Origin of the sequence: Aliiroseovarius salicola (assembly GCF_027891095.1) — a bacterium.
Lineage (GTDB): Bacteria > Pseudomonadota > Alphaproteobacteria > Rhodobacterales > Rhodobacteraceae > Aliiroseovarius > Aliiroseovarius salicola.
The window spans coordinates 22,077-45,540 of the sequence record NZ_JAQIIO010000014.1 but is presented as its reverse complement, the minus strand read 5'-3'; the positions used below and the strand labels follow the sequence as shown (position 1 = coordinate 45,540).

The following is a 23,464-nucleotide window of genomic DNA, read 5'->3' as shown; positions in this document are numbered from 1 at the left end:
ATTCAACCAGCGTTGGGGGCTGAAGCTATGGCGCGCCGCGTTCCTGTCCCCTCCGCGGACTGAGCCGATTGAAGGCAATGACGCGATCTGGAACCGTGGGCGTGAGCTTGTTGAAGGGGCTACCCATTGCGCGGCTTGTCACACCGGGCGCAACTTCGTCGGTGCCCGCAAGTCGGATACCGAACACTTCAAGGGAAGCTCAGCTCTTCCCGGAGGGGGCAAAGCCCCGGCGATCGACCATGAAACCCTGCAGATGCGCGGTTGGACCGTTAACAGTCTTGCCTACGCCTTGCGCACGGGTGTCAAACCCGACGGCGATGCCTTCGGGGGCTCGATGGGCGAGGTGGTCATGTATGGGACCGGCTTTCTGACCGAAGAAGATCGCCGCGCCATGGCGACCTATTTGATGGATGATCACAGTGGTGGATAACATCACAAGATTGACGCTGGAGAGGGGCTTTGTCCCTCTCCGACAAAAGGATTTGGAATGACACAGACCCGACGAGACGTTCTGCGTATGGGAGCAGCCCTTGGTATAGGAACGCTGACGCCAAACATACTTGGTGCAACGACTAGCACTCCGACTTTGCTAACCGCCAAGCGGACGAATATCCAGCTGGCGCCGAGCGACTATCCGCAGACCGAAATCTGGGGCTATGATGGACAGACACCCGGAACGATGATCCGAGTGCGGCAAGGCGACCGCATCACCCGGAGGTTTGTTAATGAGCTTCCGCAGGCAAGTTCGGTCCACTGGCACGGGTTGCGGATCGACAACGCCATGGATGGAGTGGCCGGGCTGACCCAAGAGGCGGTGCCTCCGGGTGAGACGTTTGACTATGATTTTGTAGCGCAGGATGCGGGCACCTATTGGTATCATGCACATAATAAATCCGTGGAGCAGGTTGCGCGCGGTCTCTACGGCCCCCTCATTGTGGACGAACCAGAACCCGTTGATGTCGATCGGGACGAAGTCTTGATACTCGATGACTGGCTCTTGAATCCTGAAACGGCACAGTTGGATCCCAATTACAGTTCTCGGCATGATCAAAGCCATGCGGGACGGCGGGGGAACTATATCACGACAAATGGCACAGCAAACGCAGAGCTGACTGTCCGAGCAAGCGAACGGCTACGTCTACGTCTGATCAATGCAGCCAATGCGCGGATATTTCCGCTTGCCCTGTCGGGGTTGGACGGGTGGATCATGGCCTATGACGGGATGCCTCTGGAGCGTCCCGAAAAGCTTGATGGCCGCTTTCTCTTAGCTCCGGGGCAACGCATCGATCTGTTTGTAGATATTACGGCGGAAGCCGGAGAAACAGCGAATCTGATCCGGTTTGATGATGGAGAAGGCTATTCGCAGGTTGCCTTTTCTGTCGGCGACTCTGCGGCGTCAAAGTCACGACGAGGAACACCATCCGCATTGCCACCCAATCCAAATATGGATGTTTCAGATGTAGCGACGGCGCGGACCTTCGATCTGCATATGGAAGGTGGGGCAATGGGGGGGCTTCGAAACGCAGAGTTCGACGGAAAGGTGATGAGCTTTCGGCAACTTGCAGCGGCCAACCAGTTTTGGTCTTTCAATGGTGTTGTCGGAATGACGGATACTCCGCTTGCAGAACTGACCTCAGGAGAAACTGCCCGGGTCAGAATGCAGAACGACACGGTCTTTCCTCACGCCATGCACCTGCATGGCATGCACTTCCGAGATGTTTTTGAGGATGGAACGCTGGGACCGTTGAGGGACACGCTGTTGATGTTCGGGGATGAAACGCGAGAAATCGCATTTGTTGCGGGGCGCCCGGGCAAGTGGATTTTCCATTGTCACATGCTGGGTCACACCGCGTCAGGCATGGCGACCTGGATCAATGTGACCTGAGACTGAATGGAATTGGGAGAATGTAATGAAAATCAAACACGCGATTGCGGTCATTGCCAGCGCTGTTGTGTTGCCCTGGGGCGCATTGGCGGATGGTCTCGACGAAAGCAGGGTGAAAGAGCTTGTTCTCGAAGCCATTCGAGAAAACCCGGAAATTGTCATGGAGGCGGTCTCAATTCTGGAGCAAAGACAGGCTGAAGTGGCTGAACTGGCGCGCGCTGATACTCTTTCCAACCAACGTAACCTTCTGGAACAGGATCCGAATGCTCCGGTTTTGGGGAACCCAGATGGCGACGTAACCGTGGTTGAGTTCTTTGATTACAACTGCCCGTATTGCCGCCGCGCGATGGATGAGGTTCAAGGATTGTTGGATGATGATCCGAATGTCCGTCTTGTTTATCGCGAATGGCCAATTCTTGGGGAAGGGTCCGTTTTCGCAGCAAGAGCAGCGTTGGCCTCCCGCAATCAGGGGAAGTACGAGGAATTCCATTGGGCCATGATGGGTATGAAAGGGCGCGCTGGCGAAGCAAGTGTCCTGCGAATTGCCGAAGATATTGGACTGGATGTGGATCAGTTGCAAAAAGACATGCAGGCCCCTGAAATTGATGAACATATTGCCACTTCGATGAATCTATCAAAGTCCCTTGGCTTCAATGGCACACCATCTTTTGTAATTGGCAAAGCGCTTGTGCCGGGTTTCGTAGAGAAAAACAAATTGGTGGAAATCATTGATGCCACCCGAGAAGAACGCGAATGAGTTATCTTGATGGGCATTGTCCTATGTAAACTCTGATCAATGGGAGAAATCAAATGTCCCGAATTCAAACTCTGACAGCGCTCGGCGCGTTTGCCCTGATCGTTGCAGGTGTAATGCTGTTTCTGAATCTGAATGAAGCTCAGGCTGGGCCTCAAAAACAGCCTGAAGGATCTGATCCAGCTTCAGGTGCGGTGTTGTATGCAGAAAACTGCGCGAGCTGCCATGGGGACAACTTGCAGGGTGAACCCAATTGGCGCAGTCAGAAAGAAGACGGCACGCTTCCAGCTCCGCCTCACGATAAAACGGGTCATACATGGCACCACGGCGACGCCCTGTTGTTCTCTTACACAAAACTGGGGGGGCAGGCCGCGCTCGAGGCAAGTGGGGTCAGTGGTTTTAACAGCGGTATGCCGGGGTTCGCAGAGGTTCTGAACGATCAGGAAATCTGGGACATTCTGGCGTACATCAAGTCTACCTGGCCTGATCGTATGCGTGAAACCCAGCAGGTCCGCACACAAGGGGAACAGATGAAAGGGGGCTCCTGACTGAGAGGGGGCCCTGACAAAGCTGATCCTGAAACTCCCACCATGTAGGAGGGCGCCCCTGTAACGGCGAGAAAGCCGCGGCAATTTGCACAAAGAAATTCGATCCGGCAAGTATGTCTTTGTACTGTGCCAAGCAGTCCAGATTGTTGCGCGCATCTCCAGGTTTCGAACCTGCTGGGAATGTACCGCTTTGGGGTAAAACCCCATCTTACCGCGTTTCATGATTGTTAATTTGAGCTCTCGAATTCGATCTCGGAAGCAAAAGAAGCGGTGGTACTAACTGGAATTCAAACCTAAAAATACATTACTTTCCTGTCTCAAATGTATGAGATGGGTTTGTTGTAAACTGAAAGGTATAATGGCGGAGAGACAGGGATTCGAACCCTGGGTGGGCTTGCACCCACAACGGTTTTCGAGACCGCCCCGTTCGACCACTCCGGCACCTCTCCGCGGGGGGTGAGGGGGATTTAGATCGACAAGGCGGGATGTGCAACCCCCATTTCCCACAAAATTGAGCTTCACTCGTAAAAATCTCCAGATTTCTGCCCCTTCCGCTTGTTCGGTCCGTTCCGGCAGTCTAGGCTTTTTGCAATTCGCCTGTAATCTCGGAGTTAAAGGCATGGTATTTCGCGTAATTTTCACTCTGTTTATTGCTGTTGTCTCGTCAGGTATCGTGCATAGCAGTGCGGCAAATGCACAGGGGGCCGATCAAGAGAAGATCCGCGAGTTTTTGACGGTGACCGGATTTGACGTGGCGATTGAATCGATCCAGCAGGGGGCGTTGGCAGGACCAGCATTGACAGGCAGCGCGCCCGACCAATTTGGGCGCCAGTGGACGCGGCTGGCCAAGCAGGTATTTGCGCCAGAAAACATGATCAAAGACGCAATCAACATGATCGAAGCCGTGATGCCCGAAGAGCTTCTTGATCACGGAATTTCTTTTTACGGTAGCGCCCTTGGACAGGAAGTCGTTGCCATCGAAAATGAAAGCCATATGGCGGATGACGCAATCCGTCAGGTTGAAGGGGAGAAGCTGGTAAGGGATCTGATCGATACGCAAAGCCCGCGCCTTGACGTGTTTCGGGCAATGACTAATGCGGTCAGCAGCGTGGATGTTGCGATCCGGTCAATTGTTGAAATTCAGGTGCGTTATCTGATGGCTGCATCGGCGGCAGGCGCAGCTGATCTTGAGTTTGACGAAGAAGACCTGCGTGCGATGTTACTAGAGCAACAGGGGGAAATGCGCAGGAATATTGAAGCCTCCGGCCTGATATCCAATGCTTATACCTACCGAATGCTCAGTGATCAGGCTTTGATTGACTATCTGTCCGCACTTCAGGATCCCGAAATGCAAAAAGTCTACGAAGTTTTGAATGCTATACAGTATGAAATCATGGCAGATCGTTATGAAGCACTGGCCGCACAATTGGCTGGCTTGCAGCCCGAGACCGACCTATGAGGCAATTTGACGGAATGAATATACGTTTGTTTACGGTCTGGAATTGGCTCGGAGCGGTCGCGTTGACCGTCTGGCTGATGGCACCTAACCCACTAAACGCGCAAACGGTGCAGATGGATCGCCTCTGGACCGCGCTGAGGATGGATGAAACCATCGATATCATTCGTGAAGAAGGGATGGACCATGCAATCGGCGCTGCATTGGATCTGACCGGTCGTCCCGCCGATGAAGGTTGGCGAAATCAGGTTGCGTCCATTTATGACCCGCAGCAGATGTCTCGGCAGGTGCGGGAGGGAATGTCTTTGGCACTTGCAGACAGGGATATCTCAAAAGTGCTTGGTTATTATGAAAGCAAAATCGGGCAGAAGGTGATTGATCTCGAAATCTCTGCCCGGCGGTCTTATCTAAGCCCCGGTATTGATGAAATGGCCCGCGAAATCTGGGATTGGGGGGCAAAAGATTCTCCGCATGCAGAATTAATCCGACGATATGTTGAAGATGCTGATCTGATCGAACGAAATGTAGCAGGTGCCCTGAACAGCAACCTTGCCTTCCTGCAGGCCTTTTCTGATGAAACGCCGGAGGAAGAGTTCCGGATGGATGAGCAGATGATTTTGAATGAGGTTTTGAAAGAAGAAGCGCAGTTGCGGCTAGACACGACTGAGTGGCTTTATGGCTATCTTTCGATGGCTTACGCGCCGCTTTCGGTGGCCGAATTGCAGGAGCTTGTCGAGATATCTGTCTCGCCGCAGGGGCAATTGCTCAACTCGGTCCTCTTCAAGGGGTTCGATCCAATGTTTATCGAAGTCGCGCGGGCGTTGGGGCATGCCGCTGGCCGGACCCAGTGGCAATTGGATCTTTGAAGTAAGCGATAATGTGATGAAATTCTGCGGCAAATTGACAATAGATTGGGTTCACACTTTTCTGGGCCTGCCGTTCGTATTATTTGCTTGGGAGTATTGACGCGCTGGGGTAGCGGGCTGGACGGTGACAGCTGACAGCGCTTTTTAGGTATGATCAAGGTGGTGATCACAAGAAATAACCTCGCCACCCTCAAGGAGCTGAGATGTTAGATAATCAGAGCAGAAAAGCCCCTTATTTTCCGCCCCCAAAACCGATCGCACCCAAATCAGGGCTGTTTCAGCGGACACCTCCGGCCGTGTTTCCTCCGATATTCGGTCTGATGGGACTTGGATTGGCCTGGCGGCGCGCCGGAGAAAGCTTCGCGTTGCCGCAGGATATTGGAGAGTTGATGCTTGGTGCGGTCTCGCTGCTGTTTCTCTTTTCTGTCGCAGCCTATCTGATCAAACTGATGCGTCGCCCAGCTGTGTTTGTTGAAGACCTTCGAGTGCTTCCCGGGCGTGCAGGACTGGCTGCGATGGGGCTGACCGGGTATCTGCTTGCTGCGGTTCTGATCATCTATTCTCCAACCTGGGCAATCGTGACTTTGTGCCTGTCTGGTATGTGGCATTTGGCAGTGGTCATTGCGGTGATCCGAATCCTGATTGCCTCAGCTCCAGAAGCACGGGTGGTTACGCCGGTCTGGCATCTGACATTTGTAGGCTTCATCATTGGGCCTATAGCGGCTTTGCCACTGGGTTTTCACCTCTATTCCTACGTGATTTTCTGGATCACCCTTGTCATTGCGGTGGGTATCTATGCGGCGAGTGCACTGGCCTTTGCGAAGAAATCAGTGCCAGCACCATTGCGCCCGCTTTTGGCGATTCACTTAGCTCCTACAAGCCTTCTAGGTACTGTGGCGTACCTTATGGGGGACGTTCAGATGGGGATTGCGTTCGCCTATATTTCGGTGCTGATTTTCGCGATTCTTGTCCTATCTGCACTTTGGCTCACCAAAGATGGATTCAGCCCGCTCTGGGGCGCCTTTACCTTCCCGTTGGTGGCTTTTTCCACTTTGATGCAGATCGCCTATCTGGCAGGCGAAGGAAGCATGTTCCGCATCCTTGGCGGCGGGTCCCTGATCATCGCGACTCTGATCATCCCCCCGATTGCGGTGAAGATCTTCAAGCTTTGGGCAAAGGGCGTGCTTGCAGTGAAAACCAATGCGGCTCAGGCGTAGGGCTGATTATCAGGTCTCGAAAAGCGGGAAAGAGATGGGGGGATAATCCATACGGAGGAGAGGGGTTACTTCCGCTCATATTTGGGTCATTCGGATTACAGTTTTTTTAATCTACGCCCTGCGTTTGATCTCATATGAGGCCAAGATCCTGCGCCGCGGCCCGTCCTCGCCAGTGCCAATTGGATCGCGCACCCAAGACTTGTGGAAGTACGGCACCGGGCTGGTTGTCGTAGATCTCGGTGGCCATGATGCGCAACAGGAGGAACTCCAAACTTGCTCTTGAAACAAAACCTTGCTACCAACCCCATATGAAACGGACGAGCATCATCATTATTTGCTGCATTACCTGCTGACATCGTCAGGCGGGTCGTTTCTTCATTTCCAAATCAGCATGAAGTCGCTAAACCCGCCACAATCGTGGTGTGTCCAGACGTATACAATACTCCGTCCAACAGGTGGCGGGACAAGAGGCCGAAATGACCGAGATTAAAATCTACAACACCAAGGCTCGCGCCAAAGAGGTGTTTGAACCGATTGATCCCAAAAATGTGCGCCTCTATGTCTGCGGTCCCACCGTTTATGACCGCGCCCATCTGGGCAACGCACGCCCCGTTGTGGTGTTTGACGTGCTGCAACGCCTGCTGCGTCATGTCTATGGTGCCGAGCACGTAACCTATGTACGCAATTTCACCGACGTGGATGACAAGATCAACGCCACGGCCTTGGCGCGCAAAGAGGCCGGGGTTGCGGGCACGCTAGAAGAACTGGTGCATGAACGCTCCAACGAAACCATCGACTGGTACCTGCATGACATGGGCGCCTTGGGTGCGGAAGAGCCGGACGAGATGCCCCGCGCCACCGAATATATCGCGCCTATGATCTCTATGATCGAGGAACTGATCGCCAAGGGCCATGCCTATGAGGCGGAAGGCCACGTGCTGTTCGCGGTGGAAAGCTACAAGGAATACGGTGCTCTGTCGGGGAGGTCCGTCGACGACATGATCGCCGGTGCCCGAGTGGAAGTGGCCCCCTATAAGCGCAACCCGTTGGATTTTGTGCTGTGGAAACCCTCCAGTGATGAGTTGCCCGGATGGGATAGCCCATTTGGGAAAGCACCGGGCAGGGGTCGCCCCGGCTGGCATATCGAATGCTCGGCCATGTCGCTGGAGCTTCTGGGTGCGTCATTCGACATCCATGGTGGCGGCAATGATCTGCAATTCCCGCATCATGAAAATGAAATCGCACAGTCTAAATGCGCCCACCCGGAAGGCAGTTTTGCCCGCTATTGGATGCACAACGAGATGTTGCAGGTTGAAGGCAAGAAAATGTCCAAGTCTTTGGGCAATTTCTTCACTGTGCATGATCTTTTGGAACAGGGCGTCCCCGGCGAAGTGATCCGCTTTGTCTTCCTCCGCACCCATTATCGCAAACCGATGAACTGGACTGAGAAGAAGCGGGAGGAAGCTGAAAAGACGCTTCGTAAGTGGAGGCAATTCGCTGGAGGGATCGTGGCCATGGGTGGGCCTGATGCCCAGGTAGTTGCCGCGCTGTCTGACGACCTCAACACCCACGCTGCGATTACTAGGTTGGAGGAGCTGTATAAGAGTGCTGATGCACACGTATTTCGGAAATCAGCTGAGTTGTTGGGGCTTCTTACTCCGGAATTAGGCCAATGGTTCGATGGTAACTCAGCGCCGGAGGCTGATGAACTTGTGGAATATGCAATTTCGCTCAGAACTGAGGCCAAACTGGCGAAAGACTTTGCGAGAGCAGATGCAATGCGTGATCTTTTGTTGTCGGCCGGGGTCATTGTGAAGGATACACCAGAGGGTGTGACTTGGGAAAAAACAAGCAACTTCGACGCATCAAAACTCGAAGGGATCTGAAGAAAGACCTGCGGGCGTGTCCCGCTTCGCGCCCGGCCGGCCCCCAGGGCAGGCGCGAATTCGCACCCACCCTCGGGTCGGGCGCAAGGCTGGGGCGGAACGAAAGATAACTAAGGTAGACCCAGAATGAGCAAGGAACGCCTCTATCTCTATGACACCACTCTGCGTGACGGGCAGCAGACGCAGGGTGTGCAATTCTCGTTCTCGGAAAAGACCCAGATCGCCGAAGCATTGGACGGGCTGGGCATCGACTATATCGAGGGCGGCTGGCCCGGGGCCAACCCGACGGATAGCGAGTTTTTTGACAAAGCGCCCAAGACCCGCGCCACCTTCACCGCCTTTGGCATGACCAAACGGGCAGGGCGATCGGCCGAGAATGATGACGTGCTGGCGGGTGTGATGAATGCGGGCACATCAGCGGTTTGTCTGGTGGGCAAAAGTCATGATTTCCACGTCACCACCGCGCTTGGCATTACGCTTGAGGAAAATGTCGAAAATATCCGCGCCTCGATGGCTTATATGGTCAGCCAGGGGCGTGAGGCGCTTTATGACGCTGAACATTTCTTTGACGGCTACAAGGCCAATCCCGGCTATGCGGTTGAGTGTTTGAAGGCCGCCCGTGACGCAGGCGCGCGATGGATTGTGCTTTGTGACACCAATGGTGGCACGCTGCCCCACGAGGTGCATGAGATCACCAAGGCGGTGATCGAGGCAGGTATTCCGGGCGACCACCTTGGCATCCACACCCATGATGACACAGGCAATGCAGTGGCCTGTACGCTTGCAGCGATTGATGCGGGCGCGCGGCAGGTTCAGGGCACGCTGAACGGTTTGGGCGAACGCTGTGGTAACGCCAACCTGACAACGCTCATTCCGACGCTTCTGCTCAAGGAACCCTATGCCAGCCAGTATGACATCGGGGTCAGACGTGAGGCGCTGGCGGGACTTACACGTCTGTCGCGGCAGCTGGATGACATCCTCAATCGTGTGCCCAACAAGGCCGCGCCTTTCGTGGGGGCTTCGGCTTTCGCGCATAAGGCAGGGCTGCACGCAAGTGCGATCCTGAAAGATCCCACCACCTATGAACACATCCCGCCGGAAACCGTGGGCAACACACGCATCGTGCCGATGTCGAACCAGGCTGGGCAGTCGAACCTGCGCGCGCGCCTTGCAGATGCCGGGATCAACGTGGAAAAAGGCGACCCCCGTCTGGCCGAGATCCTGAACCGCGTGAAAGAGCGCGAGGAACAGGGCTATGCCTATGATAGCGCGCAGGCGTCGTTTGAGCTGGTGGCACGCGACGTGCTGGGACAACTGCCCGATTTCTTCGAGGTGAAGCGCTATAAGGTCACGGTGGAACGTCGTAAGAACAAACGCAACCGGATGGTCAGCCTGTCCGAGGCGATTGTAGTTGTGAAAATCGGTGGCGAGAAAAAGCTGTCGGTCTCGGAAAGCATGGATGAACGCGGCACGGATCGCGGCCCGGTGAACGCGCTGGCAAAGGCTCTTGGCAAGGATCTGGGACCGTATCAGTCGATCATTGACGATCTGAGGTTGGTTGATTTCAAGGTGCGTATCACGCAAGGCGGGACCGAAGCGCAAACCCGCGTGATTATCGACAGCGAAGACGGGGCCGGGCATCGCTGGTCCACTGTCGGTGTCAGCCCAAACATCGTGGATGCTTCGTTTGAAGCGCTGCTGGATGCGATCACCTGGAAGCTTCTGCGTGACGGAGCCAAGCCCGTATGAGCGCAGCTGAGATGAGCCATGATGCTTTGAACGCCTGTGCCGAGCTGGTTGCGAAGGGCGACCCGGATCGGTTTCTGGCCGCCATGACCGGCACGCCGGAGGAGCGAAAGTTGCTGTTTCCGCTATACGCGTTCAACTTGGAAATCGCCCGTGCGCCTTTCATGTCCAATGAGCCGATGGTGGGATTGGTGCGGCTGCAATTTTGGCGCGATGTGATTGAAGGTAAGACCGTGGCCACGCATGAGGTTGCTGGCCCGTTGCGGGAACTTCTTGCCTCCGGGGAGCTGGATGCCATGCTGCTTGCACGCATGATTGATATGCGTGAACGAGACGTGGACGGGATTGGACGCGTGTCGGCCAGCTCGATCATCGAATATGCCGAAGGAACGTCTGGTGCCTTGATCGCCGCAAGTGTTCATGGGGACCCAAAAGCGCTGAACGATCTTGGAACCGCGTCAGGGATCGCCAATTGGCTTTTGTCGCTGCCCGAGCTTTCACGCGCAGGGCGTGGCCATGTACAACCAACTGAAGATCTGGTGACGGAGTTGGCCGCGGAAGGATTGCGGCGCTTGGCCATCGCACGCCGGACATTGCCGCGACAAGGGTCGGCGGCCCTGCGGAGCGCTTGGCGGGCAGGGGGAGTTCTGACCCGCGCCAAATCTGCCCCACATCTTGCCAATGAAGGTGCTTTGGGCGGGTCGGAGTTTGCTCGGCGAGGGCGTCTGTTGTGGCTCTCCACGACAGGCCGATGGTAGGATCAAATGCCCGTTTGAAATCCTTGGGGCCAAACTCTTGATTGCAGTTTGGTCTTCAGGCGAGCTGTGACGCTTCTCGTGCAAGTGCTGTAATTCCGTCCCAATCTCCGGCGTCGACCAAGTCTTGTGGCGCCACCCAAGAGCCCCCGACACAGAGAGTGTTGGGCAACGACAGGTAGTCTCTTGCATTTGACAGGCTCACGCCGCCTGTAGGGCAAAATCGGATTTGCGGCAGAGGAGAACTCAGGGATTTCAAGAACTTGGCCCCACCTGCGGCTTCGGCAGGAAAGAACTTCTGAACCGTATATCCTCGCTCGAGCAGGCGCATGGCTTCCGAAGCTGAGCTGACACCCGGCAAGAGCGGCAGTTCGACCGCTTCGCAGCTGTCCAGCAACAGATCTGTTGCTCCGGGAGATACAGCAAATTTTGCCCCGGCTGTTTTTGCGTCGGCTGCGTCTGTCGGTGTCAGGATCGTGCCAGCACCCACCACGCCTCCTTCAACTTTGCTCATTTCTTCGATGACTTCAATCGCAGCAGGGGTGCGAAGGGTGACTTCCAGTGCAGGCAATCCCCCGGCGACCAACGCGCGTGCCAGTGGTTCGGCATGGGCTGGGTCATGCACCACAAGCACAGGAACGACGGGGGCAAGGGTGCAGATTTTTTCCGCAGCGGCAGAGGCAGTGGCACCTGGGGTCATTCATTATCTCCTGTCAGAAGTGGGGAGGCCCCTGCAGTTGCAGGTCCCACATGGCGGCGGAAAGCTGAAAAAAGTTCACGCCCGATCCCGAATTCGTTCGCAGAAAGATCTGCTTCGACAGGATCGCGGTCGGCAAAGCCATTTGTCAGCACTTGAAGTTGCCCGGTTGTGGCATCAAGACGGATCAGATCTCCGTCCTGTACGCGTGCTATCGGACCTCCGGCAGCCGCTTCTGGCGACATGTGGATGGCAGCGGGCACTTTGCCAGACGCACCGGACATACGCCCATCAGTGATGAGCGCCACGTTGAGCCCCCGATCCTGCAACACGGAGAGCACCGGGGTCAAGCCGTGCAATTCGGGCATCCCATTGGCTTGTGGCCCTTGAAAGCGGACAACGACAATGGTGTCTTGGGTGAATTCACCTGCCCTGAAGGCCGCCTTTACGCTCTCCTGATCATGGAAAACGCGAGCCGGAGCTTCTATGACGTGACGCTCGGGGGCGACCGCCGAAACCTTGATGACACCCTGTCCTAGGTTCCCTTCAAGCTTGGCCAGCCCGCCTGTGGGTTGGAAGGCATCAGACGGCGGGCGTACGATTTTGTCGTTCTGGCTTTCACGTGGGGCCGGTTCCCATTTCACCCGATCCCCATCAAGCTTGGCTTCAGCGGCATAAGCACCCATTGAACCTACGATGGTTGTCACGTCTTCATGCATCAGCCCGGATTCGATCAGATGTCCGATCATATAACCCAGCCCCCCAGCGGCGTGGAAATGGTTCACATCCGCCAACCCATTTGGATAAACGCGTGCCATCAATGGCACCGAAGCCGAAAGATCCGAGAAATCCTCCAGCGTCAGGATGACCCCGGCAGCGCGTGCCATGGCTGGCAGGTGAAGTACCAGATTTGTCGATCCTCCGGTGGCCATCAGACCAACAATTCCGTTCACGAAGGCCCGCGCATCAAGCACATGAGCGGCGGGGGTGAACCCGTCACCCGGAGTGATCGCCAGCGCTTGTCGCACCCCTTCGGCGGTAAGGGCGTCGCGCAGGGGAGTATGCGGGTTTACAAAACTGGAACCCGGCAGATGAAGCCCCATGAATTCCATTAGCATCTGGTTGGAATTTGCGGTTCCATAAAACGTGCAGGTTCCCGGCCCGTGATAGGCGGCCATCTCTGCCGCCATCAAAGCCTTGCGATCCACTTCGCCGGTCGCGAATTTCTTGCGCACTGCGGCTTTTTCGTCATTGGGTAAACCCGAGGTCATTGGACCCGCCGGAAGAAAAACCGCCGGGATATGGCCAAACGTAGCAGCGGCCATCACCAGCCCCGGCACAATCTTGTCGCACACTCCCAGATAAAGGGCGGCGTCATAGGTGTTGTGACTGAGCGCTACAGCCGCAGCCATGGCAATCACATCCCGGGAAAACAGGCTGAGTTCCATACCTGTTTCGCCCTGTGTGACACCATCGCACATGGCAGGCACCCCGCCGGCAACCTGAGCGGTGGCCCCTTGTTCGCGGGCTATGCGTTTGATCAGGTCAGGATAGGCCGCATACGGAGCATGCGCCGACAGCATGTCGTTGTAGGAGGTAACAATACCCAGATTCGGGGCATGTCCCTCTGCCAGCGCATTTTGGTCTTCACCAGCGCCCGCATAAGCATGAGCTTGACCGGAACACCCCAGATGCCCTCGTGCAGGTCCTTTTGAGATGGCTGCATCGGTTTTGGCAATATACGCCGAGCGGGCCTTGTGAGACCGTTCAAGAATGCGCTCGGTGACACGGTCGATCTGGGTGTTCAGCATGGGGACCTCTGTTCGCGTTTCGGCAAGTTTAGCCAATCTGGGGCGGTCTTAACAGGAAATGATAGCGCTAACAAGAGTATTGGGGGATCTGAAGCCAATGAGTTCTTTTCGCGCTGATGACCCTGTGACATAAGAATTCAAAATGCGTCCTCACTCTTGCCAAATTGTTGAGCAATTTGCGATCCATAAAGCAGGACAGGTTTGCTACAAGGAGGGCAGCATGAAATTTGGTAAGATCGTAATCGCCATCATGGCGATAGTATCCCTCACGGCTTGTATCAAACCAAGTGACGTGTTGCCGTTATTATCACCAAGCGCAATGACGTCGGGCGGCTCGAAGTTATCGGGCAACACAAATTTCATGGCCACTTCGAGCAAGTTCAGTGTAACGGAAGTCGTGGTGGATGTGCCGAGCTCATTGACGGTATCCGAGGCCAACTCTTTCAAACCAAATGCAGATATTGTGTGGCGCGAAGATCCGATTGGCGACCGCCGCAGCCAGGTAAAGACGATCTTGCAAGCCGCATTTGATCGCGGCGTGTCGACCCTTCAGGACGGGCACCCGGTCATTCTGAATATCAAGCTGCTCGAATTTCATGCCCTCACACATCGCACCCGGTATACGGTGGGGGGAACCCATGCGATCAGTTTCGAGCTGACCGTACTGGATGCCTCGACATTGGCGGTGGTGGAACCAACCCGTACCATCGTTGCGGACTTCCGTGCGTATGGCGGTAGGGAAGCAATTGCGGCCGAAGCGCGTGGGGAAACGCAGAAAGTGCGTATCACCGAGCATCTGGCAAATGTTATCCTGTATGAGATGTCCCGCCCGCGGGATTTCCTGCCAGAAGGTTTTGTTGCTGAAAATCTGGCTCAATATCCTGCAGACCCCTCTCAGTAAGCCTTTGGAACATGCAAGGACAATAGGGCAACCTCGGCTGCCCTTTTTCGTTGGCGTGCTCGGGAAAAACCCGCTAACAGGCAGGCATGACAGATAGCCGCCCAATCATCCGCCTTAAGCCCAAAGCCAACGCCCGTGCCATTCGTCATGGCGCTCCGTGGGTCTATGACAACGAAGCCGTGACCGATCGGCGGACCAAAAAAATACCGGTCGGGACAATCGCAACGCTGGAGGACAGCGAGCGAACCCCCCTTGCAACCGTGGCAGTGAACCCGAATTCGCGCATTATCGCGCGTGTGCTTGATCGCAATCCAAAGGCCGCAATCACCCGTGATTGGCTCCACAGCAAACTGGCAGCGGCGCTGCGCCATCGAGAAACGATGTTTGATGCCCCGTTCTACCGTCTGGTCCATGCTGAGGCAGATGGGCTGCCGGGCGTGATCATCGATCGGTTTGATGACGTGGTTGTCATTCAACCCAATGCAGCTTGGGCAGAAACTCTTCTGGACGATCTGGCTGCGGTTCTTGCAGAGGTTACTGGGGTTAAAACCATCGTTAAGAACGCAGCTGGTCGGGCGAGGGCGCTCGAAGGGTTGGATGACGAGAATACGATATTGCTAGGGACAACCCCCAGTGCTCCTATCGCGGTGCCAATGAATGGGGCAACCTATATGGCGGATCTCGTTGGCGGGCAAAAAACCGGCCTGTTTTATGATCAACGACCGAACCACGCGTTTGCCGCCCGTTTGGGGAAAGACGCACGCGTACTCGATGTGTTTTCCCATGTCGGTGGATTTGCGCTGGCTTCATTGGCTGGGGGCGCAACATCGGCCTTGTCCGTGGATGGGTCTGCCGCCGCACTGGCGCTTGCAACCGAGGGCGCGGCCCGGATGGGGGCAGAAGATCGCTTTTCCACACGTCAGGGGGATGCGTTTGATGTGTTGGCAGCTCTTGGTGAAGAAGGCGCGCAATTTGACGTGGTGATCTGCGATCCTCCGGCATTTGCACCCTCTAAAAGGGTGTTGGAGCAAGGTCTTCGCGCGTATGAACGTATCGCCCGTCTGGCAGCACCGCTTGTGGCCCCCGGCGGGTACCTCGGTCTTTGCTCTTGTTCGCACGCCGCCAATGTGGACAAGTTCCGCAATGCCTCAAACCGTGGCATTGGGCGGGCGGGTCGCAACGCTCAACTGATCCACACGGGGTATGCCGGGGCGGATCATCCACAACACCCGCAACTGGCTGAGAGCGGCTATCTCAAGGCGCTGTTCTATCGTCTGCTGCCCTAGGAACCTGTCTAATGAAAGTCCTGATCGACGCCTGTGTTCTTTATCCAACCGTGATGCGCGAGATGGTGATCGGGGCCGCTGAGGCCGGGCTGTTCACGCCCTATTGGTCACCGCGCATTCTGGAAGAATGGGCCCGTGCAGCAGCGCGATTAGGTGACGGGCAAGAGGTGGTTGCACGCGGTGAAATCGCGGCACTTTCAGCAAAATGGCCGAAATCCACAGTGTTGCCAAAAGACGGGGATCTGCGCCGCCTTTATCTGCCGGACGAAAATGACATTCACGTATTGGCTGCTGCCGTATCTGCAGGCGCAGATGTGCTCCTGACCCTCAACAATGCTGATTTTCCACGTCACACGCTTGCCGAAGAGGGGATCCGTCGCGAAAGCCCAGATCTTTTCTTGCGGAGTTTTGTCGACAGCCATCCGGATGAGATGGCTGTGCTTGGTAACCGTGTGCTTTCCGAGGCCCGTCGATTGTCGGGGGATGACGGCTGGACCATGCGTAAGCTCATGAAAAAAGCGCGTTTGCCGCGTTTGGGCAAAGCGCTAGAGGCTCTGGAGTAGCGTCGGTTTGTTGGTCGGAAGTTTCCCGGGCTGAGGTTGCCAAGCTGGTGGTCAGGTCCCTTTATTTCGCCCAGTTTACTTCGTTCTTTTCAATCGCCGCAATGCGTTCCACCGTTATTGGATGGCTCATCAACCAAGCAGGCATGACGCCCCCTCGACCCTTGGTGAGAGCGTCAAGTTTTCCAAACAGCGATTTCTGAGGGTCGGTGCCGATCCCGGATTTCATCAATAATGCCGTGGCGTATTCATCTGCTTCATATTCGTCGGAACGCGATAGCCCCGCTGCCACCAAACGGGTTAACATCCGCGCGATATAGACACCAGCGCCTGGCAGGATACGCGACAGCATCATGGTCAGCACCGTGCGCAAGGCGTTTTGGCCGGCAAAATCAATCATCCTTTTGCGCGCATGGCCCAGCGCCACATGGCCAAGCTCATGAGCAATCACGCTGGCCAACTCTTCGGCGCTAACCCGACCTTGCGCATATTCGTCCATAAACCCGCGCGTGATGAATATCCGCCCGTCCGGGGCTGCCAATCCGTTGACGGGCGCGATTTCATAGACATGCACCCGTATGCGCGGCAGGTCGAGTGCCGCTGCCATTTGGTCGGTCAAACGTTTCAGGACTGGATCCGCAAGTTCGGTCGAGTTTTCGTCAAGCTGGCGATGGGTGCGCCAGACGGAAAACCGATAGAGAATAAATCCGTAAATAACGGGCAGCAGGATCGGAAGAAGCTTCAACATAATGTCTATATGGGGGGATTTATCTGCAGGGAAAAGGGGTCAGATTGTGCTCTTTGACTTTTCTTCCTTTTGCGCCCGTATCATTGCTCGGATCCAGAAGATGAGTCCGAATGCGATGACAAGAGCGGCGAGAAGGCCCGCCAGATTGCTCATTAGGCCAGCCAGCAGCTCGATCTGGCTGGCAAAGCCATACCCCAACCCGACGTAAAGTGTGACCCAGATGATCTCGCCCAGGAAATCCCAGATCGCGAAGCGGGGCCAGCGAAGCCCGGTGGCACCAGCGGCGAAATTCACCCACGGCCCGAGAGGAGCGACGGCCCAAGTGGACAGAAATACGCCGATACCGCCATGTCGATCGATTAAATGTTGAGCGCGCGCAAGGACTGCCTTGCGGGCAGGGTTTCGTGTCAGACGCGCCAAAGCCGGGGCACCGCCCCATCGGCCAATGGCGAACCCGGTCTGATCTCCGATCACAGCCCCAAGAAAGGCCGCTGCCGCAACTTGTACCAGATCCAGATCCCCCACGGCGGCAAAGGCGCCACCGGCGAGCATCATCAGGGAGGTTGGGATGGGTAACGCGAGACAGGAAAGGAAGGCGGAAGCAAAGACCACCCAAGGTCCGTAGTTGGTGAGCAGCGCAAATACCGTTTCCGTTGTGCTCATTGATCCACTTCCAGTTTGGGAAGGGTTTGACGATAAGTGGCGATCCCGGTCTCGATCTCGACAACCAGATGATCAAGCGACAGGCCCCGCTGATCAGCAATGGTCCCGAGCGTACCCGGTCTGGTTTCAAGGTTGTCCCATTTCAGGATCTTGAACATCTCTTCGCGTGGTATGTCCCAGGAATGGGAGATGTAACGGGGTGTCATCCATCCGGCGAGGGGCTGATCAATATGGGCCGGGTTATTCCAGTAAATCGCCTGAGTTACCGTGCGCACACCGAAGAACATCGCGGCGGCCAGAGTGACTGCCAACAGCACGGTGGCCAGCGGTGCCGCCTTCCACATTGTTTTCAGATGTCTGACCGAACTCATAATCATGGTGCCCATCCTGCTTCCATCTTTCTATACGCACAGGGCAGGGTCATCCGTCGCTCAACGCCCAAGTTCGCGCATTCCCCGGTCGATGCCTTCCAGTGTCATTGGCACCATTCGGCCCTCGAAGATCTCGTTGATCATCTGGATTGACTGAGTATAGCGCCAGTGGTGTTCGGGTGTAGGATTGATCCACATATGATTGGGCCATTGTTCACGGGCGCGCTGCAACCAGACCTGACCGGCTTCATCGTTCCAATGTTCATTGGCCCCACCACGATAGGCCACTTCGTAGGGGGACATCGAAGCATCGCCCACGAAGATACATTTATAGTCCGAACCGTAGGTGCGCAGCACATCCCAGGTGGGAGTCTGATCGTTCCAGCGCCGCGCATTGTCGCGCCAGACCCCTTCATAAAGGCAGTTGTGGAAGTAGTAATATTCAAGGTGCTTGAACTCGGCGCGTGCCGCCGAAAAAAGTTCTTCCACCACTTTGATATGCGGGTCCATGGATCCGCCAACATCAAGAAACAGCAGAACTTTCACGGCATTATGGCGTTCCGGCCGTGTCTTTACGTCAAGATAGCCATGTTCGGCCGTGGCCCGGATTGTGCCATCCAGATCCAGCTCATCATGTGCCCCGTCTCGGGCCCAGTTGCGCAGACGTTTTAACGCGACTTTGATGTTGCGGGTGCCGAGTTCAACATCGCCATCCATGTTCTTGAATTCGCGCTTGTCCCAAACTTTGACAGCGCGTTGATGGCGGGAACGGTCCTGACCGATCCGCACCCCTTCCGGGTTGTAACCATAGGCGCCAAAGGGTGAAGTGCCCGCTGTTCCGATCCATTTGTTGCCGCCCTGATGGCGACCTTCCTGTTCTTTCAGGCGCTCCTTGAGCGTCTCCATCAGTTTGTCGAAGCCACCCAGCGCTTCGATCTCGGCTTTCTCTTCCGCGCTCAGGAACTTCTCAGCCATTTTTTCCAGCCATTCCTGCGGGATGTCGACAGCTTCGAGCATGTCATCCATGCTGATCGCCTCAAGCCCCTCAAAGCTCATTGCAAAGGCGCGGTCAAACTTGTCGATATTGCGCTCATCCTTCACCATCGATGTACGCGCAAGATAGTAGAAACCCTCAATGTCATAGGTGACGAGCCCCGATTTCATCCCTTCGAGAAACGTGAGATATTCACGCAGGGAAACGGGGATACGGCAGGCGCGGAGGTTTTCGAAGAATGGTAGAAACATCAGCGGATTACCTGGTTATAATCACAGTTACAAATACAGCGATGAGTGCAAAGATCAGCCCGTAAATTGCGGCGTATTGAGCAACGTCAAAGCCGCGACCGCCTTTGGATTTTGCGCGCCAAGCCCCAAAGATGGCCCCGGCCAACAGGGCTGCGATCACGATCATGGCTATTCCTCCGGTTTCATATAAGACCCCCGCCCAAGCGGGACGTTCGTCACCCCGGTGAGATCGCTGCGATTTCACGCAATCTTGCGCTCACCTGAGCCGTTGAGCCAAAGCCATATCGTGCCCAGCCCAGACTGTCGAGCCTGACCAGCTGTGCATCCGCGTGGCGCCCCACATCTTCCAGTGCTTCGGCCTTGATCATCAGTAGTGTGGACAGAAGGGCGGCATTCTCGGCTTCCATGACCGGTACGATATGGCTGTTCACAATGTCGATGGTTTCTCCCGCGTGACCGGCGGACAATGCGAATGCTGCAAGCTGAACCCCTAAATGTGCGGATTGAATAGAAGCCTCGGTGGTAGAGCCATAAATCCGATCTGCTTCCAGAAATGCCTCTAATGCATCCTGGCCATTGGCGGCAAGAGCCAACCTCCCTTTGGCAAAAAGCGCGTAGGCAAGGCGTGTGTCGCGCCACCCCTGCGCCCGCGCTATGGCCACGGCCCGATTTGCGGCGGCGCGACGGCGATGTAGCGGAACACCTTTGCCAAGGGCAGTTTCAATCGCCCTCTTCCAGCCACGCGGAGCAGGGGGGTGTTTCCGGGGAAGCCCGGTACCTCCTGAGGGGTTGATCCGGGCGAGCAGAGCCGGCAGCCGCGATGTCACTTCGTCACGGGTCATGCCCGAGCGCAGTTCCGGCGCATAATAGGCCCGAAGGATCAGCATATCGAACCCCGTGAGAACGGTATGGAAATTGTCATCGTTGAAGACGGAATTTGTCAGGCGATAAAGATCGTTGACCGGCCCGAGGGCTTGGGCGATTTCTTCGTGCATACAGTCGCGCATCTCTTGCGGGGCAACGTCTCCTGGCAAAAAGATCGCCATCTTTGTGCGTATCTTGAGGCGGGTCCAATCTGTTTTTTCAGTCCTGCGAGCACGTTTGTATTCCGCCCAGCTGGTGACATTAGGTGCAACAAAGCAGGCGGCATTGGGCACAATGCGCTGTAACTCGCGCTTGGATACAACTTGCAGCGTGATTGACGCAGGTGATTGCTGTTTAACCTGTCGAATATTGATGCCAGCCTCGGTGCGTATACGTTGCAAAAGGCGATCAAGGTCGCGTTGCATGTGAGGCGCAGCATTGCCCATCACACGCAATGTGACAGGGCTTTCAAAGCGACTGAAATAGGGCAGGGCTCGACCGCTCTCTAGCTGGAAGCTCAGATCGAGGAAATCACCTGCAATAACCGAGTTTGCGTGTTTTGGGCGAGGCTTGGCAGGACGGGAAAATGCCTTCATCGGTGGCAGAGTATCTGGAAGTCTCGCCATTTGGCGCGCTGTGACATCATTATTGCCCTGCACGCGAGGTCTATTGCCTGGATCTGCGGTCATGCAAGCGGTCAGCGCAAACCCTGACAAAGCCAGCATAGTTCCCTGCAGTATTCTCCGCATTATCTGCTCCTTCCGGGCCCGGATGCGGAGAGGAATGCCCGCAGACCCGGATGTAGGTCATTTTTATAATATAGTTGACGGCTTGGGGGAGCGACAGTGCCGGGCTGGTTTTCCTTCCCTGATCGGGCAGAAAAGAACCAAACACCTGCACAATGGTAGTGAGACCAGATCCTGAACCTGAAGAGCAGAGTAAAGTCGCAACCATTCGGGCGCTCACATATGTCACTTTGCATCAAAGGGGATGCAGTGTGATGGCTCGGTGCAGACACTGCCCCGATCCTTTTGGGTAAGGTGACAATAGACCCTATGAGTAAGTTGTTTCCAACCCTCCTCTGTTTCATGGTTGATCTGGGGAGGAGAAATTATGACCAGAGCCTACTCTTATGCATGTCGGGACTGCGAGGGAATGGAGGCATGTCCGGCCAGCATGACAACGCAGACCAAAGATGAGTTATGGCAACTCATGGCGCTACACGCCAAGCTTGCACATGACGAAAACGCCGCAGATTGGGATCAGGATACGCGCGATTATCTGGAGACCCTGATCAAACCTGTGTCTGTCTGAGATAAGGTTGATGGCCGTCGTATCGGGGATGTCAGCGCTTTCCTCGCGCCATAAAGGCCAGACGTTCGAACAGGTGTACATCCTGCTCGTTCTTCAACAGAGCACCATGCAAAGTGGGCAGGGCATTTGCTCCGTCACGCTTCAGGTCATCGGGGGCGATGTCTTCGGCCAACAGAAGTTTCAGCCAATCCAGCACTTCCGAAGTCGACGGCTTCTTTTTCAAGCCAGTCTGTTCGCGGATCTCGTAAAACTGTGTCAACGCCACAGTCAGGAGCTGCGGTTTGATCCCCGGATGATGGACTTCGACAATTTTGGCCATGGTCTCCACGTCCGGGAAACGGATGTAGTGGAAGAAACAGCGGCGCAGAAACGCGTCTGGCAGTTCTTTTTCATTGTTCGAAGTGATGATGATGATCGGACGGTGTTTGGCGCGGATCGTCTCGCCGGTCTCGTAGACATGGAACTCCATCTTGTCGAGTTCCTGCAAGAGGTCGTTTGGAAACTCGATGTCCGCCTTGTCGATCTCATCGATCAGCAAGACGATGCGCTCACCGGCCTCAAATGCTTCCCAAAGCTTGCCGCGCTTGATGTAGTTCGAGATATCATGCACCCGCTCGTCGCCCAGCTGGCTGTCGCGCAGACGGGAAACGGCGTCGTACTCATAAAGACCCTGTTGAGCCTTGGTGGTTGATTTGATGTTCCACTCGATCATGCGGGCCCCAAGGGCGTTGGAAACCTGACGGGCCAATTCGGTCTTGCCGGTACCCGGCTCCCCCTTGACCAAAAGCGGTCGTTCCAGCGTCACAGCGGCATTCACGGCCACTTTCAGGTCGTCTGTGGCCACGTATTCGGAAGTGCCTTCAAATCGTGCGGTCATGTCTAGCCCAGTCCTTGATCCTGTTGCGCGAGGGTTTTCGTATTGCGCATCGAGGTAATGATCCGGGTCGGGTTTGGCAAGGTGGTCGTTACGTTGCAAGTCTTTTGATTTTGCGGCGCATCAGGAAGAGAGTCGTACTGTTGGCTGGCGTAAAACGCCCAGGCTGCGTTCAGACGGGGCAGGTGCAATTTACAAATTCTCTGCAAACGGTCACGAAACGATCACTTTATTGCCGGAATCCCGGGCTAATTTGCTAAAATCACGTCATTTTCTATCGCTGAGTTCCAAATTGAACTGGAGGGAAGGAATAGGACGTTTTCCCCTAGTGACATTGCATCAAAGCAGGTGTAAACGAACGCAAGGAGGATACCGGGCAGTTGGAGAAGGTGAAAACATCAGCGATGGCAGTCCGGGAGCAAGAGGATAAAGAAATGAAAGCGGAAGTTTTCCTGCCAGAAGATTATCGGCCAGCGGAAGATGAACCTTTCATGAATGAGCGCCAGATGGAATATTTCCGCCGCAAATTAGAAGCGTGGAAAGCTGAGCTCCTTGATGAAAGCCGTCACACCATTGAAGGCCTGCAAGACAATACCCGCAACATTCCGGATATTGCAGATCGGGCGTCAGAAGAAACCGATCGTGCGCTTGAGCTGCGCACTCGGGATCGTCAGCGTAAGCTTGTAGCGAAGATTGAACAGGCGATTCGTCGCATCGAAGAAGGTGAATATGGGTATTGCGAAGAAACCGGTGATCCGATTTCTCTCAAGCGCCTCGACGCGCGTCCGATTGCAACTCTGAGCCTTGAAGCTCAGGAGCGTCACGAGCGCCGCGAAAAAGTACACCGCGACGACTGATCAATTGATCATAACGAAAATAAAACAGCCCGGTTTACGCCGGGCTATTTTTTTTGTGGGGGTGTGACCATTCATCGACTTGCCCAATCTGCTGGTGTGCTGAAAATGGGGCAAAGGAAATAACGCGATCCCAAAAGGCAGTGAGAGGCTTTGGTCGCTT

General features: G+C 55.4%; 25 protein-coding genes and 1 tRNA gene. 15 read left to right on the top strand and 11 right to left on the bottom strand.

What is annotated here, in order from left to right; all coding sequences use genetic code 11:
- From O2N63_RS16675 to O2N63_RS16660, 4 genes are all read left to right on the top strand, one after another.
- Positions 1-430, top strand: a 430-nt coding sequence (locus O2N63_RS16675; protein WP_271055437.1) for a c-type cytochrome, incomplete at its 5' end; no start/stop codon positions are given.
- A gap of 57 nt (positions 431-487) precedes the next feature.
- Positions 488-1,885, top strand: a complete 1,398-nt coding sequence (locus O2N63_RS16670; RefSeq protein ID WP_271055436.1) for a multicopper oxidase family protein — start codon at positions 488-490, stop codon at positions 1,883-1,885.
- A gap of 25 nt (positions 1,886-1,910) precedes the next feature.
- Positions 1,911-2,642 (top strand): DsbA family protein, encoded by a 732-nt coding sequence (locus tag O2N63_RS16665; protein ID WP_271055435.1) that lies wholly within the window; start codon positions 1,911-1,913, stop codon positions 2,640-2,642.
- Between the two features lie 113 nt (positions 2,643-2,755).
- Entirely contained in the window at positions 2,756-3,187 is a 432-nt protein-coding gene (locus O2N63_RS16660; RefSeq protein WP_456298402.1) for a c-type cytochrome, read from the top strand.
- A gap of 359 nt (positions 3,188-3,546) precedes the next feature.
- Here O2N63_RS16660 and O2N63_RS16655 read toward each other — a convergent pair.
- Positions 3,547-3,636 (bottom strand) — tRNA-Ser (locus O2N63_RS16655).
- 170 nt (positions 3,637-3,806) lie between these two features.
- Here O2N63_RS16655 and O2N63_RS16650 point away from each other — a divergent pair.
- The 3 genes from O2N63_RS16650 to O2N63_RS16640 all read left to right on the top strand — a co-directional run bounded on the left by O2N63_RS16650 (position 3,807) and on the right by O2N63_RS16640 (position 6,726).
- Positions 3,807-4,646, top strand: coding sequence for a hypothetical protein (locus O2N63_RS16650; RefSeq protein ID WP_271055433.1), 840 nt, complete (start codon positions 3,807-3,809; stop codon positions 4,644-4,646).
- A gap of 14 nt (positions 4,647-4,660) precedes the next feature.
- Positions 4,661-5,509: a hypothetical protein gene (locus O2N63_RS16645; protein WP_271055432.1), complete on the top strand. Its 849-nt coding sequence runs from the start codon at positions 4,661-4,663 to the stop codon at positions 5,507-5,509.
- Between the two features lie 203 nt (positions 5,510-5,712).
- On the top strand, positions 5,713-6,726 hold the full coding sequence (locus tag O2N63_RS16640) for a TDT family transporter (protein WP_271055431.1): 1,014 nt from the start codon (positions 5,713-5,715) through the stop codon (positions 6,724-6,726).
- Between the two features lie 130 nt (positions 6,727-6,856).
- Here O2N63_RS16640 and O2N63_RS16635 read toward each other — a convergent pair whose 3' ends face one another.
- Positions 6,857-6,997, bottom strand: a complete 141-nt coding sequence (locus O2N63_RS16635) for a hypothetical protein (protein ID WP_271055430.1) — start codon at positions 6,995-6,997, stop codon at positions 6,857-6,859.
- A gap of 205 nt (positions 6,998-7,202) precedes the next feature.
- Between O2N63_RS16635 and cysS the strand changes: the two genes are divergently transcribed.
- The 3 genes from cysS to O2N63_RS16620 all read left to right on the top strand — a co-directional run bounded on the left by cysS (position 7,203) and on the right by O2N63_RS16620 (position 11,116).
- The gene (gene cysS, locus O2N63_RS16630) at positions 7,203-8,612 is read left to right on the top strand and encodes a cysteine--tRNA ligase (protein WP_271055429.1); all 1,410 of its coding nucleotides are present in this window, start codon (positions 7,203-7,205) and stop codon (positions 8,610-8,612) included.
- A 126-nt stretch (positions 8,613-8,738) separates the two neighbouring features.
- A complete protein-coding gene (cimA, locus tag O2N63_RS16625; RefSeq protein WP_271055428.1) occupies positions 8,739-10,361 on the top strand; it encodes a citramalate synthase in 1,623 nt (540 codons plus the stop codon).
- Positions 10,358-11,116, top strand: coding sequence for a squalene/phytoene synthase family protein (locus O2N63_RS16620; RefSeq protein ID WP_271055427.1), 759 nt, complete (start codon positions 10,358-10,360; stop codon positions 11,114-11,116). Before cimA ends, O2N63_RS16620 begins: the two co-directional genes overlap by 4 nt.
- A gap of 55 nt (positions 11,117-11,171) precedes the next feature.
- Here O2N63_RS16620 and eda read toward each other — a convergent pair whose 3' ends face one another.
- Entirely contained in the window at positions 11,172-11,813 is a 642-nt protein-coding gene (gene eda / locus O2N63_RS16615) for a bifunctional 4-hydroxy-2-oxoglutarate aldolase/2-dehydro-3-deoxy-phosphogluconate aldolase (protein ID WP_271055426.1), read from the bottom strand.
- Positions 11,810-13,621 carry a phosphogluconate dehydratase gene (gene edd / locus O2N63_RS16610; protein WP_271055425.1) on the bottom strand — a complete coding sequence of 604 codons (1,812 nt, stop codon included), beginning with the start codon at positions 13,619-13,621 and terminating at the stop codon, positions 11,810-11,812. The genes eda and edd overlap by 4 nt, the downstream gene beginning before the upstream one ends.
- Positions 13,622-13,841: 220 nt before the next feature.
- Here edd and O2N63_RS16605 point away from each other — a divergent pair, with 220 nt between their 5' ends.
- From O2N63_RS16605 to O2N63_RS16595, 3 genes are all read left to right on the top strand, one after another.
- On the top strand, positions 13,842-14,522 hold the full coding sequence (locus O2N63_RS16605; protein ID WP_271055424.1) for a DUF6778 family protein: 681 nt from the start codon (positions 13,842-13,844) through the stop codon (positions 14,520-14,522).
- A gap of 86 nt (positions 14,523-14,608) precedes the next feature.
- Positions 14,609-15,808 (top strand): RSP_2647 family RNA methyltransferase, encoded by a 1,200-nt coding sequence (locus O2N63_RS16600; RefSeq protein WP_271055423.1) that lies wholly within the window; start codon positions 14,609-14,611, stop codon positions 15,806-15,808.
- 11 nt (positions 15,809-15,819) lie between these two features.
- On the top strand, positions 15,820-16,371 hold the full coding sequence (locus tag O2N63_RS16595; protein ID WP_271055422.1) for an RSP_2648 family PIN domain-containing protein: 552 nt from the start codon (positions 15,820-15,822) through the stop codon (positions 16,369-16,371).
- Positions 16,372-16,432: 61 nt separating this feature from the next.
- On the opposite strand, the gene O2N63_RS16590 is transcribed toward O2N63_RS16595, so the two are convergent.
- The 6 genes from O2N63_RS16590 to O2N63_RS16565 are packed head-to-tail and all read right to left on the bottom strand — an operon-like array spanning position 16,433 to position 21,008.
- A complete protein-coding gene (locus tag O2N63_RS16590) occupies positions 16,433-17,116 on the bottom strand; it encodes a M48 family metallopeptidase (RefSeq protein ID WP_271055421.1) in 684 nt (227 codons plus the stop codon).
- Between the two features lie 39 nt (positions 17,117-17,155).
- Positions 17,156-17,779, bottom strand: coding sequence for a DedA family protein (locus tag O2N63_RS16585; RefSeq protein WP_271055420.1), 624 nt, complete (start codon positions 17,777-17,779; stop codon positions 17,156-17,158).
- Entirely contained in the window at positions 17,776-18,165 is a 390-nt protein-coding gene (locus O2N63_RS16580; protein ID WP_271055419.1) for a hypothetical protein, read from the bottom strand. The genes O2N63_RS16585 and O2N63_RS16580 overlap by 4 nt, the downstream gene beginning before the upstream one ends.
- 45 nt (positions 18,166-18,210) lie before the next feature.
- A complete protein-coding gene (locus tag O2N63_RS16575; protein ID WP_271055418.1) occupies positions 18,211-19,395 on the bottom strand; it encodes a vWA domain-containing protein in 1,185 nt (394 codons plus the stop codon).
- Between the two features lie 7 nt (positions 19,396-19,402).
- On the bottom strand, positions 19,403-19,561 hold the full coding sequence (locus O2N63_RS16570; RefSeq protein ID WP_271055417.1) for a hypothetical protein: 159 nt from the start codon (positions 19,559-19,561) through the stop codon (positions 19,403-19,405).
- 49 nt (positions 19,562-19,610) lie between these two features.
- On the bottom strand, positions 19,611-21,008 hold the full coding sequence (locus O2N63_RS16565) for a DUF2927 domain-containing protein (protein ID WP_271055416.1): 1,398 nt from the start codon (positions 21,006-21,008) through the stop codon (positions 19,611-19,613).
- 364 nt (positions 21,009-21,372) lie between these two features.
- Here O2N63_RS16565 and O2N63_RS16560 point away from each other — a divergent pair, with 364 nt between their 5' ends.
- Positions 21,373-21,573: a DUF1059 domain-containing protein gene (locus O2N63_RS16560; protein ID WP_271055415.1), complete on the top strand. Its 201-nt coding sequence runs from the start codon at positions 21,373-21,375 to the stop codon at positions 21,571-21,573.
- A 31-nt stretch (positions 21,574-21,604) separates the two neighbouring features.
- Here O2N63_RS16560 and O2N63_RS16555 read toward each other — a convergent pair whose 3' ends face one another.
- Positions 21,605-22,450 carry an AAA family ATPase gene (locus tag O2N63_RS16555; protein ID WP_271055439.1) on the bottom strand — a complete coding sequence of 282 codons (846 nt, stop codon included), beginning with the start codon at positions 22,448-22,450 and terminating at the stop codon, positions 21,605-21,607.
- Between the two features lie 431 nt (positions 22,451-22,881).
- Between O2N63_RS16555 and dksA the strand changes: the two genes are divergently transcribed.
- Positions 22,882-23,304, top strand: a complete 423-nt coding sequence (dksA, locus tag O2N63_RS16550; RefSeq protein ID WP_271055414.1) for an RNA polymerase-binding protein DksA — start codon at positions 22,882-22,884, stop codon at positions 23,302-23,304.
- Positions 23,305-23,464: the final 160 nt, after the last annotated feature.